Below are 13,731 nucleotides of genomic sequence, written 5' to 3'. Positions count from 1 at the left end.
TTATCGCGCACTCGTCTGCTTGCGCAGCGCGCGCGATTTTCTGAGCAGCGTCGCGAGCCGCTTGTTTTCGATGTCCTTTTCGAGGTCTTTCCTGACGTCCGCAGCCGCGGACGTCTTGCCGTTTTTGCGCGTGCCGCGGCTGGCGAGGCGGGCGCGCTTTTCCACATGCGCGAGCAGCGCGGCGAACGCGGCCTCGTCGACTCTCATGTGGCGTTTCGCGCGCTGCGGCAGCAACGCCTGCAGTTCGCCCGCTTCGAATGCAGCGATCACTTCGGGATGGATATAGCAGCGCCGGCAAACGGCAGGCGTATTGCGCAACAGCGTCGCCACGTCCTTCACCGTCGCGACGACATGACGGCGCGCATCGGCGGCACTCTCGAACACGAGTTCGCGCAACGCGGCCATTGCGTACACGCTGCCCGCCCACGTGCGATAGTCCTTCGCCGTGAAATCCGCGTGACTCACTTCGCGCAGATAGTCGTTGATATCGGCTGAGCCGACGGTATGACGTGCGCCTTCTTCATCGATGTACTTGAACAGATCGTGGCCCGGCAGTTCCGCGCACTGTCGAATGATGCGTCTCACGCGCGGGTTGTCCACCGTTACGTCGTGTTCGATGCCGCTCTTTCCCGCGAAGCGGAAGCGCACTTCGCCCGCGCGTATCGTGACGTGTTTCTTGCGCAGCGTCGTGAGCCCATACGACTGGTTTTCGCGCGCATATTCGACGCTGCCGATGCGGATCAGCGTCGTATCGAGCAGATGCACGACGGCTGCGATCACCTTTTCGCGCGGCATGCCTTCGCGCGCGAGATCGCGTGCGACGCGTCTGCGTATCGTCGGCAATGCCTGGCCGAACGCGGCCATGCGGCCGAACTTGTCGGCGTCGCGCGTTTCGCGCCATTGCGGGTGATAGCGATACTGCTTGCGGCCGCGCGCGTCGCGCCCCGTCGCCTGAATGTGGCCGCGCGGATCGGGGCAGATCCACACATCGGTGTACGCGGGCGGAATCGCCAGCGCATTGATGCGCGCGATCTCCGCTTCGTCGCCGATACGCTTGCCGTCGAGATCGAAATACACGAACGCGTTGCGCAGCTTCCTGCGCGTGAAGCCGGGCCGCGTATCGTCCGCGTGTCGCAACCCTGCGGGCAAGGTATTCGACAGTCCTTTGGCGATCGCGTCAATTGTGCCGCGTGTCATCGTTTTCATTCGAGTTCTCTGTTCTCTGATACGGCAGCGCCGTGCAATAGCAATGCCAGAACCTTGACCATCCCCGATACGCGATACGCCGTTTTTCGTGGGCATTGAACTTGCTCGTATGTCCAGCATGAACGCCATAGAGCAAGGGAGGACATACATGGCTAATGCACTCGCAGGATGCAAGGTGGCCGTACTGGCCGTCGACGGTTTCGAACAGGCCGAGCTGATCGAGCCGCGCCGCGCGCTCACGGAAGCGGGCGCGACGGCCCACGTAATTTCTGCCAGGGCGGGGAAGATTCAGGGCTTCAGGCATGTGGACAAGGGCGACAGCGTGGATGTCGATGCGACCTTCGACAAGGCCGCACCGAACGATTACGACGCCGTTGTGCTGCCGGGCGGGGTCGTGAACGGCGATGCGATCCGTCTGCTGCCGCAGGCACAAGCGTTCGTGAAGGCCGTCGATCAGGCGAAGAAGCCGATCGCGGTGATCTGCCACGGCACCTGGCTGCCCGTGTCGGCGGGGCTCGTGAAGGGCCGCACGGTGACGAGCTGGCCTAGCCTGCAGGACGACATTCGCAATGCGGGCGGTACGTGGGTCGACAAGGAAGTGGTCGAGGACGGCAACTTCATCACGAGCCGCAAACCCGACGATCTGCCCGCGTTCAACAAGACGCTGATCGCGCAACTGTCGAAGAAGAAAGCGGCCTGATGCAACGCGCGGCAACGCGCGGCAACGCGCGGCAACGCGCGCTGCGCGATCGGAGAACCCGGAGAGACGCATGATCATTCGCCCATTCCGCTCATTGATTCGAGCCTGTGCATTGCCTGTTGCCGTCGCCGTCGCATTTGGCGCGACGGTCTGCGAATCTGCGAGCGCGCAGACGAAGCTCTCGCCGGGCGACACGCAGTTTGCTCAGGATGCGTCGCAAGCGGACGCGACGGAGATCGCGGCGAGCAAGCTCGCGCTTGCGAACTCGTCGAATGCCCAGGTGAAGAAGTTCGCGCAGCAGATGATCGCCGATCACACGAAGCTCGCACGCAGCCTCGATGTCGTCGCGACGCAAAAGGGCCTCGGCAAGCCGCCGGGTGCGGACTCCGCGCTGATCGGCAAACTACAGGGCCTGAAGGGCGACGACTTCGACAAGGTCTATATCGACGAGGTCGCGGTGGGCGGTCACCAGAAAGCCGTCGAACTGTTCCAGAAGGAAAGCGAAAGCGGCACCGATGCGCAGCTGAAGGCAGCGGCGACGCGCGCGCTTCCGACTATCCGTCACCATCTCGCGATGGCCCAGCAACTCGCCAATGCACGCAAGGCTTCGTCATGAACGGGATCATCAAGGTGTTCATGCCGCGTGCGGCGTACGAGGACTCTCTCATGCACATCACATTCACCGATGATGCTCCCGTGTTCGATGGGTCGAGCCTGACCGTGCGCTTCACGGCGTGCGTCGATAGCGAACCCGTTGTGTGCGCGATTTCGGCGGAGGCGCTGGAAGATCACTTCGGCGCGGACTCGCCGCTCGAAGATGTGCTGCTGCGTGCGTTCGAACGCGGCCGCGCGCGTATCCGTTCAGTCTGCGCGGAAGCGCTCGACGAGAACGGTGGCGAAAGCGTGATCTTGCACAGCGGCCTGTTCCGCGTCGAGGGGATGGAGCCGGATCGCAGTCTCAAGAAGTAAAGAGCGATGTCTGAAAACACGCTGCCGCAATGAACTGCGGCAGCCGTGTATCGAGTGGAATCAAACCCAGAGTTTGCCGGCGTGCGGCTTGTCGATACGGTTGATCGGGCGATCGCCGTTGTCGACGGGACGACGCTCGCCGCGCGTCGTGCATGCCGCGCGCAGCAGCGCGTCGTGTTCGTCGTCGCACGATTGCATGCGGCTGCTTTGCGCAGATGTGCTCGTGCCTGCGTGCGTGGGCGCGCTGGTCTGGTCGGACGGCAATGTGTGGACGCGTATCTGCGCTACGACGGCTGACGTGACGATGGCCACGAACAGCAGGCGTTCCGCGCTCCTGATCTTCATGGTGATTCTCCCTTGTCGAATACTGGCCCTCGTTATGTGATGGCCGCGCTTTGTCGAACACTTGTGCGCGCCGATGAGGGTCCAGCCCACACATGCAGCAATAACCATGCCTTTTTTGCAAAACGCGCTGCGCCCTTGCTGGCGTATGGGCTCGTCGTATATCAGGCGGGATGCGAGGAAGCAGCGAGGAAGCAATTACCAGGCGCGATGGCAAAGACGACAACGCATTGAACGACAGGCCGCCATACGACCGGCTTGCGATCGGGCACAACGAGTGCAGAGGGATTGGCATCTCATGCATGAACGAAAGGAGCGACGTATGGCGACGAATGTCATTGCCGTGCTGAACGATCTGATCGAGACATCGAAAGATGGCGAGCGCGGCTTCATGAAAGCGGCCGACGATGTCCACTACGCGAGCATCAAGGAAGCGTTGCTCGAAAGCGCGGATCGCTGCACGCGAGGCGCGCGCGAACTGCAGGACGTCGTGCTGAAACTCGGCGGAAAGCCGGAGAGCGGCGGAAGCATGGCGGGCGCGCTGCATCGCGGATGGCTCGATGTGAAGTCCGCTGTCGGCAACCGCGCGGATCACGCGATTCTCGCCGATTGCGAGAAGGGCGAGGACGCCGCCGAAAAGCGCTTCCACGACGCGCTCGACAAGGACTTGCCCGCAGATGTGCGCGCGGTCGTCGAGCGGCTGTATCACGGCGTCGTGCAGAATCACGACCGCATTCGCGCAATGCGCGATCAGTACGCGGCGATGAAGGCCTGACAAAACAGAAGCGCAAAAGAAAAAGGCCGCCCTCGTCGAGGGCGGTCTTTTCGCTTTCAAACCTGCAGATGAAGACTTGCGAGAGTGCGCGAATGCGCGGTTTATTCAGCCGCGATCTTCAGATGGTTCTTGACACCCTTCACGCCGGACACGTTTTGCACGACGTCCTGCGCGGCCGTCTTGTCTTCGGCCGAAGGCACCGAACCCGACAGCCAGACGATGCCCTTGCGCGTCTTCACGTGGATGTGCGTGGATTTCACGTTCTTCGCGCCGAGCAGTTCGGCCTTGACCTTGGTGGTCACCGTGCCGTCGTCGATGTGCTGACCGACCGACTCGGACGTGGCGGGCGGCGCCGATGCCGTCGTTTGCGCCGTCGCGTTCAGTGCGAATGCCACACATGCGATGCTGCCTGCGGCCTTGAGGAACTGGATGGTTTTCATGGTTTTCTCCTTCTCGGTTGATGACAAGGTTGCGGTCCTGTTGTCCGTCCGGTCGATCGCGGCACGATGCCGCCGATGACCCGACCAAAGACCACTGCCGCCGCGGTTCCGTCTGGTCCGTCGCCGACACGGGACGCGCTGCGCGTCGATCCGCTTCCGTTCCCTTTGCGAAGCGCGCCCCTCGTCGGCGTTCCAGCAAGCGTTATGCCTGGCGCAGACCTCGACGCAGCCGCGCTTCGTTGTCGTTTTCCCGGAATCTGGAAGGGTGCTCCGATGCGCAACGATGCCGTCCGAAGTTCAGAGCGTTTGTAAAATCCGCGCACGGACCCGGCATACGGCGTGCATCCAGAAGAGACAAAGACGAATCAAAACAGACAGTTGTGAAAGCTGGTACGACAGTTGCATAGGTACTGCGCGAAGCTCTGTTGATAATCACAGGAAGAGTCTGTATGCCGCCTACAATCGAATTACGCGCGAAGCAAACGTTCGCGCTCACACCGCGTCTGCAGCAGTCCGTGCGTCTGCTTCAACTGTCGTCGCTCGAGTTTCAGCAGGAACTGCGCAACGCACTCGACACTAATCCCTTCCTTGAATACGATCCGTCCGCTCCGGAAGAAATGTCCGCCAATAAAACGGCAGACGGCACGGGCCCGGACGGCGAAACGCTGCCGGCCGCCGAGCGCGACACGGCGCTAGAAAGCGCGCAGGCCGAACCCGCGACGGAGAGCGCCGCATCGTCGGATGACGGCGGCGACTATTCCGGCGACGCCTATGGTCGTGGTCCTTCGCGCTACAACGGCGATTCCGATGCTGCTGATCCGACGGAATGGGCGCGCGTTCAGCCCACGTTGCATGAGCAGCTGCACGATGCGCTGCGTCTCTACCGCCTCGACGATCGCGATCGCGAAGTCGCGCGCCTCGTGATCGAAGCACTCGATGACGACGGCTATCTGCGCCAGGATCTCGCTGATCTCACCGACATCGTCGATATCGAACCCGCGCTGACGGAAGACGAACTGCTGGTCGCACTGCGTCTCGTACAGACGCTCGACCGTCCGGGACTCGCCGCGCGTTCACTGTCCGAGTGTCTGTCATTGCAGATCGACGCATTGCCCGGCGATACGCCGGGACGCAGCGTCGCGAAGCAGGTGGTCGAGCATCATCTCGACCGGCTCGCGCGTCGTGAGCATGCGGAGTTGCAGAAGCAGATCGGCTGCGATGCGGAAGAGTTGCGTGTGGCCTGCGCGCTCGTGCGCAAGCTCGATCCGAAGCCGGGCAATTCCTACGGGCGCGCCGACGACAACTACATCGTCCCCGACGTGATCGTGCGCAGCGTTCGCAACAAGTGGGTCGTCACGGTCAATCCGGCTGTGCTGCCGCGCGCGCGCATTCATCGCATGTACGCGGAGCTGTTTGCGCAATCGGCGGGTGCGAGCCGTTCTCCGCTCGCGCAGCAGTTGCAGGAAGCGCGCTGGCTGATCCGCAACGCACAGCAGCGCTTCGAGACGATTCAGCGCGTGGCGGAATGCATCGTCGCGCATCAGAAGCCGTTCTTCCAGTACGGCGAGATCGCATTGAAGCCGCTCGTGCTGCGTGACGTCGCTGAAGAACTCGGCCTGCACGAATCGACGATTTCTCGCGCGACAGGCAACAAGTACATGGCAACGCCGCGCGGCATCTTCGAGTTCAAGCATTTCTTCCCGCGAGAACTCGGCACGGAAAGCGGGGGTACATGTTCAGCGGCTGCCGTGCGCGCGCTGCTCAAGGAAATGATCGCGGCAGAGAATACACGCGATCCGCTGTCCGATGTCGCGCTTGCAAAGATGCTCGCGGACCAGGGCGTGCTCGTCGCGCGCCGCACGGTCGCGAAGTATCGCCATCTGATGAAGGTGCCGCCTGCCGAGTTGCGTCGACAGGTTTGATGCGCGTTTTCACGCGATGAAAGAACGGCCGCTTCTGCGGCCGTTCTGTTTTTTGCGCGTGGGAAGTGGATGCGCTACATGCCGATGCTCGATCCGCCGCTCGAACTGGAGCCCGTGCTGGAACCGGACGTCGCGCTTGTGCTGGAAGCCGGATTCAGATCGATTCGCCCGTACACGCCGTCCGCTTCGTCGTTTGGTCCTGCCGCAAAAAAGAGCGTATTCGAAGGCTGATTGCTGAGGTTGTTGCCGAACGCAATACCCCACAAGCCGTTCTGGACGATCGCGCTGCCATTCGATGCCATCACGGGTCCCATCGACTTGCCGCTCGACGCATCGAATGCGTTGAGCGCGCCGTCGCCGAAATTGCCGATCAGGATCGCGCCGCTCAGCGTGCCGAAGTTGCTAGGCGCCTGCGCGATGCCCCACGGTGCATTCAGCGGTGCGCCCGTCGCGAAGTGCTGCTTGAGATTGCCCGCCGTATCGAACACGTCGACCATGCCCTGGCCCGCGCCTGCGACATCGTCGTGTTTGTCGGCGTCCTGCATCGCATACGTCACGAACAGGTTCGAGCCGATCAGCGCAATGCCGAACGGCGCGAAGCCCGCGGGAATCGCGGAGTCCTTGAAGCCGCCGGGCATCGTGACCTTCGTGAAGTTCGTGTCGAACACGTCGATCTTGTTGTTATGAAAGTCGGTCGCATAGAGGAAGTTGTTGCCGTTGTTCGCGGCCAGTGCGAGACCTTTGTACACGGCGCCGCCCGTGCCGTCGTCGTGCATCGTGAACGCGTTGGTCGGGCCGACGGCGGGCGCCCACGCCGCGATCGTGCCGCCTTCGCCCGCGAAGATGAAAGCCGCGATGCCCGACTTGCCGTTTTGCGTCACGGAGAAACTTTGCGTGCCGTTGAAGACGATGCCCGTCGGTGCCGCCGCGCCGTTCGTGCCCGCCGGTATCGTCACGACCAGCGATTGCGGCACGCCGTTGCCGTCATAAAGCGTCGCGAGATTGGTGGCGTTGTCGGCGACCCATACGAAGCCTTTCGGATTGAAGGCGACGCCCCATGCGTTCTTCAGGTTGGGATCGGTGTGAGGCGCGGACACGGCGCCATCCGACACGAGCGCCGTCGCCTTGAACGACGAAGCCGTCGGCGGCGTGTTGTTCGACCCGGAACCGCCTCCGCATGAAACGAGCGTCGCCAGTGCCGCGCCACAGGCTGCGATGCCGAGTACCTCGAATAGAGACTTCATGACCGCACTCCTTGCTTGTCGAAAGGTCGTGACGGTCAGAAAACGAGCACTGCGCGGGTTTTATTCCTCGAATTAGCGGGGTATTTTTTAGCGCGTATGAAGACGCGTTGCGTGCAACGAAGCAGCGCCTGGATTATTCCGTTCTTCTGATTAAAAGAGCCGCTTGTAGAAGTGGACCGCTGCTTTGCAGCTATGCTTCGCGCAACCTCAACGGAAAAATGAACATGGCGGCCAGCAAGCCGAGCACGCCGCCGATCAGCGTTTCCCACGCGCGCGCCGCGAGAAAAGGAATCGAATGCACGCCGCTCACCGCGAGCGTGACGATCAGCGTGAACGCGAACGCGCCGCACGCGATGTCGTAGCGCTCGGGCAGGGCCATCGCGTAGACGATCATCGCGAGCGCCGCCGCGAACCAGATCACGAGCGGCGCATGTTCGGCAATGGGCAGACAGATGAGTGCGAGCGGCACGCCGACCAGCGTGCCGATGATCCGCCGGCGCACGCGCTGCACGGTGCCCGTCGCGGAGCCTGCGACGACGTAGGTGCAGGCCGTGATCGCCCACGCCGACTCTTCGATGCCCATCCACGCATTCAACGCGACCACGACGAGCGCGCCCGCCGCGGCTTGCAATCCCATGACGAACTCGGGCGAAGGGCGTCCCGGCACGGGCGGCGGTCCCGGCGACAACGCGGCGACGACGGCGGGCCGTTCGGCCGGACCGCTGAGAAGTCTCGGCACGATCGACGCAAGCATCGCGATGACGCCTGCAATCGCAATCGTGGGCAGATCGGCGATCACGAGGCCCGCGCCATAGGCCATCAGCTGCCCGATGTAGATCTGCGAGCCAAGCCCCGCGCCGAGCACGCCGAAGCGCTTCAGATAGCCGACCAGAAACGCGCCCGTCACCAGTGTGAGTTCCGGTCCCGCGTGCCCGAGGCCGAGCAGCGGCTGTGCGAGGCACATGTAAAGAGCCGCGCCGAAGGCGGCCGCGGCGCACAGCAACGCGAGATCGCGGCTCGATTCGGGACGCGTCGTTCGCGCTTCCGACACGCTCGCCCACAACGCGAAACCGGCGGCGAGCGTGCCGACGGAGACATTGCGCGGCAAGCCATGCGTGACGTCCTGCAGCGTGCCGAGCGCCGCTGCGAGCCCATACGCCGTCACGAGGCGCAGCCCCTTGATGCGGCGATGCGTGCCGGGATCGACGCGCTCCGCCCAGGCGCTGAGCGCGGCGAACGGCTGTTTCGCGCTCACGTCGCGGCGCGCGGCGGGAGCAGCGGGTTCGTGCTCGACGGGATCGGTGGAGGGTTCCATGGCGCGTGTCGCGAACGCGCGGGCGTTCGTGTTAGCAAACGGATGAGGCGCGGCCTCTGTCTGGAACGGCTACGGAAGTATAGGCAGGAATCCGCGCTGCGCGGCGTTTATGCCTGCTCGGTGGCCTGGCGGATTTCCCAGTCGATCAGCCACGCTTCGAGCCGCGCCGGCGGCAGCGGACGGCTCAGATGGAAGCCTTGCACGAGATCGCAGCGCAGGTCGCGCAGTCGGTCGAGCACGTCCTCGGTTTCGACGCCCTCGGCGACTACCTTAAGGCCCATGTTGTGCGCGAGATCGATCGTCGAACGGACGATGGTCTCGTCGTCCTTGTGCTGCGTCATGCCCATCACGAACGACTTGTCGATCTTCAGTTCGTCGACGGGCATCCGCTTCAGATACGCAAGCGACGAATAGCCCGTGCCGAAGTCGTCGATGGCGAGGCGAATGCCGAGCGCATGCAGACGGTCGAGTGTTTCGATGGCGTGATTGGGGTCGTCCATGATCGCGCTTTCGGTGATCTCGATCCACACCATCTCGGGCGCGACGCCGTGCTTCTTCAGCAGCGCGCTGAACGTATCGGGCAGCGTCGACTGGATCAGTTCGCGCGCCGACACGTTGACCGACACGGCCAGTTCGATGCCCGCCGCCTGCCATGCCGCACACTGGCCGATCGCCTTGTCGGCGACCCAGTGCGAAATCGCCTTGATGTAGCCCGTCTGCTCGGCAAACGGAATGAACTGGTCGGGCGCGACGAAGCCTCGCGTCGGGTGTTCCCAGCGCACGAGCGCTTCCACGTATTTGACCGTGCCCATCATGAGATCGAGCTTCGGCTGATAGTGCAGCATCAGCTGGTCGTGCTCGACGGCCTGGCGCAATTCGCTCATCAGCGACAGACGCTCGGCGCTGTTGTGATCGTGCTTCTCGTCGTAGATCGCGTAGCCGGTGTTCGCGCGTTTCGCGACGTACATCGCGATATCGGCGCGGCGCATCAGCACGTTCATGTCGTTGCCGTGCTGAGGAAACGTGACGATGCCGATACTCGCGCCCACGTCGACGAGTTGCCCTTCGATCGTGATGGGCGCTTCGAGCGTCTTCACGAGATGCTCGGCCACGCGTTGCGCGCCGTCGTTCGCGTCGCCCGGCAACAGCACGGCGAACTCGTCGCCGCCCAGCCGCGCGACGAGATCCGTGCTGCGCAGGTTGTCGCGCAGACGCTTCGCCACTTCGCACAGCAGCAGGTCGCCGATGGGATGTCCCAGCGTGTCGTTCACGTACTTGAAGCGGTCGAGGTCCATCATCATCACGCTGAACGTCGGGGGCGCGATGTGCGTGCCGCTCTGTGTCGCCGCGATGGCTGCCTGTAGACGGTCGTTGAACATCGCGCGATTCGCGAGTCCCGTCAGGCGGTCCATGTAGGCGAGTTCGGTGATGCGCCGCTCGCGTTCGGAAATCGCGCGCTGCATGTGATCGAATGCGTTCGCGAGCTTGCCGAGTTCGTCGTGCGACGAGAGACCGATAGGCTGATCGTAGTCGCCGATTTCCACGCGATGCGAGAAGCGCGTCAGCGCTTCGACGGGCCGCGTCACGCTGCGCGCGGTCAGCATGCTGCCGACGATCGACGCCAGCACGCCGAGCACCGTGATGATCGCGAGCGCCGTTTGCAGCCGGTGGAACGGCGCCATGATGTCCTGCACCGACCGCTGCAGCATGACGGCCGTCTGCTCGACGCCCGATTGCAGCAGCACGACGCGGGTCGCGTAGTTGTCGTCGGCGGTATCGGCGATGCTCGCGTGTGCGTGGCGCGCGTCGGGCAGCGAACTGGCGAGCACGCTCCAGCGTCCGTCGGGCAAGCGGTCGAGGAACGATACGTCGAGCGAAGTCAGGCTCGCGAAATCGCGCGCGGTTTCGTCGTCGATGCGAAAGCCCATCGCGACCCACGCGATCGTCACGGGCGCCTTGACGGGCACGGCGACCACCTGATACAGCTTGCCGTCGATCGTCACGATCGACGACGCATCGCCCTGGCGCGTCGCCGCGCGGATCAGGCTGCGCAGCGGGAAGGGCGCATCGACGTGCGCCGGACCGCGACTGTCGGCTGTCAGTTTGCCGTCGAGATCGGCGAGCATCACGATGTCGGCATCGATGCGGTTGCCGTGATTTTTCAGGGCCGACGCGACGGTGTTTTCGTCGTGCGTCGCGACGGCCTCGCGAAAACCGAAGTCCGCCGCGACGACGGTCGCTGCCTGCGTGAGCTTTTCGCCGTTCGCGCGCAACACCTGGCGGAACACGTTCTCAGCGACGACGAGCTGGCTTTCCGAATTGCTGCGCGCGTTCGCGCCGATCACCGTGCTGATGACGGCATAGCCGGCAAGCTGCACGGCCAGCATCAACAGCACGACGACGATCGCGATACGGGCGCGCAGACTCTGGAATCGCATCGTGTGCTTACTCCGCCTGCGCTGACAGCTTCAGTTTGAATGCGGCCTTTGCGTCAGCGGCCGCCGATATGTTCTGCACAGGCAGCGCGTTCGCATCGGCGAGCCTGTGGTGCCATGCGGTGATCCGGTAGTTGTCGGCGGGCAGGTTGTCGATCGACGCATTGCCGGCCGCGTCCGTCTTCGCGAACCACGGCGTATCGACGACGAGCAGATACGCGACCATTGTGTCGTGGATGTTGCAGCCCATCACGACGAGGCCCGGCTTGTCGAACACAACAGGGTTCGCGGGCACGCCGTGATACAGATGCAGCTCGAACTTCTTCGCGGGCGAAAACGAGTAGACGTCGTGCTCGAAATTGTCCTTGTTCGGAAACGTGATCGCCGTGCCGGTCTGCACGACGGACACGTGCGGCACGAACTGGCGCTTCACCTGATCGATGATGGCCGTCGCGGGTTTCGGAGCGGGCAGTTTGCCGCTTGCGGGCGTCGCGTAGACGATGGCGTCGGGCACGGGCGCGCCCGCCTGATCGACGACGCTCACCTGGACGCTCGCCGCGTTCGCAAACATGGCGTGGCAGCCGAGCACGATGGCGGCAGCCGTGAGCCACCTGTGTGTGGTTTTCGGGTTATTGTTCATTCGCGGTCCTGGATGTCGCGATACATCGGCGCGAGCTTCGCAAGCAGCTTGTTCTGCGCGCGAAACGGCACGCCGTTGTGGTCCATCGCCGTTTGCAGATCTTCGACGAGTGCATTGAACGCGGCTCGGTCGATGTTCTGGCCTTCGTGCGTGCGTTTCATCGGCCTTCCCGTGTACGTGCACGGACCGCCCATCAGTTCGCACAGTTGTTCGCCGAGCTTCTGCTTGATGCGCTTGATGGGCGCGCCGTCGAAATAGGGCAGCGTGCGCGGATCCTTGAGCAGCAGGTCGTAGAAGTCGTCGATGATCTTCGTGAGGCCGGGCTGTCCGCCGAAGGTCTGATAGAGCGAATCGTCGGCGTGAGCGGCGGGCGCGGCGGCGAGCAGAACCGCCACACAGACGGCACCCACGGCACGTTCGATAAGGCGCAAAGAGAGCGTGTGTTTCATCAGAACCCCACTTGCAAGGACGCGTACACGCCGCGCTGGTTGCGGATCGTCGCGATATCGCCGAGCGACAGGTACGCGAGCGTCAGCGAAACATGCTTGGTCGGCGCCCACGCGATGAACGCGTCGTACGCATCCTGTTCGCGCGCGAAGCCGAGGTTGTCGGGCTTGCTGCGGTATTCCGCGCCCACGGCGACGTAGCGCGACAGCAGATACGCGACGGATGCCTCGAACTCCGCGTGGTACGCGTTCGATTTGTCGCCACCGAAGCCGAGCAGACCGAACTGGTTCGCCTTCGTGAAGCGCAGCGTGCCGTTGAGCAGCAGGCTTTGCGCGAGCAGCAGCTTGGTCGCGGACAGATAGAAGTCGGTGCCCGAGTTGCTGGTCGCACCGACCGCTTTGACGATGTCGCCCTGTTCGTTGTGCTTGAACTGGATGCCCGCCGCGACCTGAGGAATCCACGTGTCCTGATCGAGCACGGCGTCGCCGAAGAGGCGCACCTTCACGCCGATCGTGTCCATGTTGAACTTGAAGCCCGAGCCGAGGCCGAGTTGCGCACCGACGTCGCGCGTGTCGAACGACTGGCGCGCAATCGAAAACTCGACGCGGTTCGCGACGGCGGCGAGCGCGCCGTAGCTGGCGAGCGCGTAGTCCTGCGTGCGCACGTAGGTGCCGTACGCGTTCGCACCCACTTGCGAGGCGGTGCCGTAGCCACCGATCACGGCCCACGGCGTGAGGCCGCCGCCCGCCGCGCCTTCGATTTCGGAGACGCCGCCCGTGAGCAGCAGCTTGCCGCCCGTCGACGGAGCGGCGGGTTCATCGGCGTGAGCGGCCGGAGCCTGGAACACAAGTGCCGCGAGCAATGCGCTGGCGAGCGGACCTGCGGGAATTCTGCAACGCATGTCGTCTGATCGAAAGAAGTGCGGTGCGCCGCGCGCGGGCTCGTGGCCGGACATGCGGTGCGATGGATCGCCGTCGCCGGTTGGATGACGGGTGCGTTTTTGTGTCGGCCGCCGCTGCGGGACCGGTCGATCGATCGGCGCAAACGTCGGCTGACTTTCGCTTAACGGCAAGCGCCAATCGCGACTTGAGCGGCAATTACCCGTATTTTCAGAAACCCCTGAATAAGCGGTAGCGCCCTGTTTTGAAAGCATTTTTTTCTGCGCTCGCGGCCTGAGGCCAATTCGCTTCGATCCGGCTGGATTTCGCCGGCAATGGCATCGAGCAAAGGTTTGCGCGAGAAAGTGCCGGCGATGCGCGCCGGTTGGCCTTGCTATTTTCAAACGCGAGTACCACT

Annotated in this window: 14 protein-coding genes; 5 read left to right on the top strand and 9 right to left on the bottom strand. The window is 63.5% G+C overall.

Going from position 1 to position 13,731, the window contains the following annotated elements; genetic code table 11:
• Window positions 1–1,206, bottom strand: coding sequence for a DNA topoisomerase IB (locus QEN71_RS10795; RefSeq protein WP_201649051.1), 1,206 nt, complete (start codon window positions 1,204–1,206; stop codon window positions 1–3).
• Window positions 1,207–1,354: 148 nt separating this feature from the next.
• Between QEN71_RS10795 and QEN71_RS10790 the strand changes: the two genes are divergently transcribed.
• From QEN71_RS10790 to QEN71_RS10780, 3 genes are all read left to right on the top strand, one after another.
• Window positions 1,355–1,906 (top strand): type 1 glutamine amidotransferase domain-containing protein, encoded by a 552-nt coding sequence (locus tag QEN71_RS10790; protein ID WP_201649052.1) that lies wholly within the window; start codon window positions 1,355–1,357, stop codon window positions 1,904–1,906.
• A gap of 70 nt (window positions 1,907–1,976) precedes the next feature.
• Window positions 1,977–2,522, top strand: coding sequence for a DUF4142 domain-containing protein (locus tag QEN71_RS10785; RefSeq protein WP_201649053.1), 546 nt, complete (start codon window positions 1,977–1,979; stop codon window positions 2,520–2,522).
• On the top strand, window positions 2,519–2,875 hold the full coding sequence (locus QEN71_RS10780; protein ID WP_377790748.1) for a DUF1488 family protein: 357 nt from the start codon (window positions 2,519–2,521) through the stop codon (window positions 2,873–2,875). Before QEN71_RS10785 ends, QEN71_RS10780 begins: the two co-directional genes overlap by 4 nt.
• 60 nt (window positions 2,876–2,935) lie before the next feature.
• Here the strand turns inward: QEN71_RS10780 and QEN71_RS10775 are convergent, their stop codons facing one another.
• Window positions 2,936–3,220 carry a hypothetical protein gene (locus QEN71_RS10775; protein ID WP_201649054.1) on the bottom strand — a complete coding sequence of 95 codons (285 nt, stop codon included), beginning with the start codon at window positions 3,218–3,220 and terminating at the stop codon, window positions 2,936–2,938.
• 319 nt (window positions 3,221–3,539) lie between these two features.
• Here QEN71_RS10775 and QEN71_RS10770 point away from each other — a divergent pair, with 319 nt between their 5' ends.
• Window positions 3,540–3,992, top strand: a complete 453-nt coding sequence (locus tag QEN71_RS10770; protein WP_201649055.1) for a PA2169 family four-helix-bundle protein — start codon at window positions 3,540–3,542, stop codon at window positions 3,990–3,992.
• Between the two features lie 101 nt (window positions 3,993–4,093).
• Here QEN71_RS10770 and QEN71_RS10765 read toward each other — a convergent pair whose 3' ends face one another.
• Complete coding sequence (locus QEN71_RS10765; RefSeq protein ID WP_201649056.1) at window positions 4,094–4,432, bottom strand: BON domain-containing protein; 339 nt, start codon at window positions 4,430–4,432, stop codon at window positions 4,094–4,096.
• Window positions 4,433–4,881: 449 nt separating this feature from the next.
• On the opposite strand from QEN71_RS10765, the gene QEN71_RS10760 reads away from it, so the two are divergent.
• The gene (locus QEN71_RS10760) at window positions 4,882–6,354 is read left to right on the top strand and encodes an RNA polymerase factor sigma-54 (protein WP_201649057.1); all 1,473 of its coding nucleotides are present in this window, start codon (window positions 4,882–4,884) and stop codon (window positions 6,352–6,354) included.
• 74 nt (window positions 6,355–6,428) lie between these two features.
• Here the strand turns inward: QEN71_RS10760 and QEN71_RS10755 are convergent, their stop codons facing one another.
• From QEN71_RS10755 to QEN71_RS10730, 6 genes are all read right to left on the bottom strand, one after another.
• Window positions 6,429–7,598, bottom strand: a complete 1,170-nt coding sequence (locus tag QEN71_RS10755; protein ID WP_201649058.1) for a TIGR03118 family protein — start codon at window positions 7,596–7,598, stop codon at window positions 6,429–6,431.
• 190 nt (window positions 7,599–7,788) lie between these two features.
• Window positions 7,789–8,913, bottom strand: a complete 1,125-nt coding sequence (locus QEN71_RS10750) for an FUSC family protein (RefSeq protein WP_201649059.1) — start codon at window positions 8,911–8,913, stop codon at window positions 7,789–7,791.
• 107 nt (window positions 8,914–9,020) lie between these two features.
• Window positions 9,021–11,351 carry a putative bifunctional diguanylate cyclase/phosphodiesterase gene (locus tag QEN71_RS10745; RefSeq protein WP_201649060.1) on the bottom strand — a complete coding sequence of 777 codons (2,331 nt, stop codon included), beginning with the start codon at window positions 11,349–11,351 and terminating at the stop codon, window positions 9,021–9,023.
• Between the two features lie 7 nt (window positions 11,352–11,358).
• Window positions 11,359–11,988 carry a methylamine utilization protein gene (locus QEN71_RS10740; protein ID WP_223961927.1) on the bottom strand — a complete coding sequence of 210 codons (630 nt, stop codon included), beginning with the start codon at window positions 11,986–11,988 and terminating at the stop codon, window positions 11,359–11,361.
• Window positions 11,985–12,437, bottom strand: a complete 453-nt coding sequence (locus QEN71_RS10735; RefSeq protein WP_201649061.1) for a group I truncated hemoglobin — start codon at window positions 12,435–12,437, stop codon at window positions 11,985–11,987. The genes QEN71_RS10740 and QEN71_RS10735 overlap by 4 nt, the downstream gene beginning before the upstream one ends.
• Entirely contained in the window at window positions 12,437–13,336 is a 900-nt protein-coding gene (locus QEN71_RS10730) for a DUF3034 family protein (RefSeq protein ID WP_201649062.1), read from the bottom strand. The genes QEN71_RS10735 and QEN71_RS10730 overlap by 1 nt, the downstream gene beginning before the upstream one ends.
• Between the last annotated feature and the right edge of the window lie 395 nt (window positions 13,337–13,731).

Source organism: Paraburkholderia sabiae, from assembly GCF_030412785.1.
Classification (GTDB): domain Bacteria; phylum Pseudomonadota; class Gammaproteobacteria; order Burkholderiales; family Burkholderiaceae; genus Paraburkholderia; species Paraburkholderia sabiae.
Note: the sequence above shows the minus strand (reverse complement) of the source record. Positions and strands in the feature narration are given on the sequence as shown.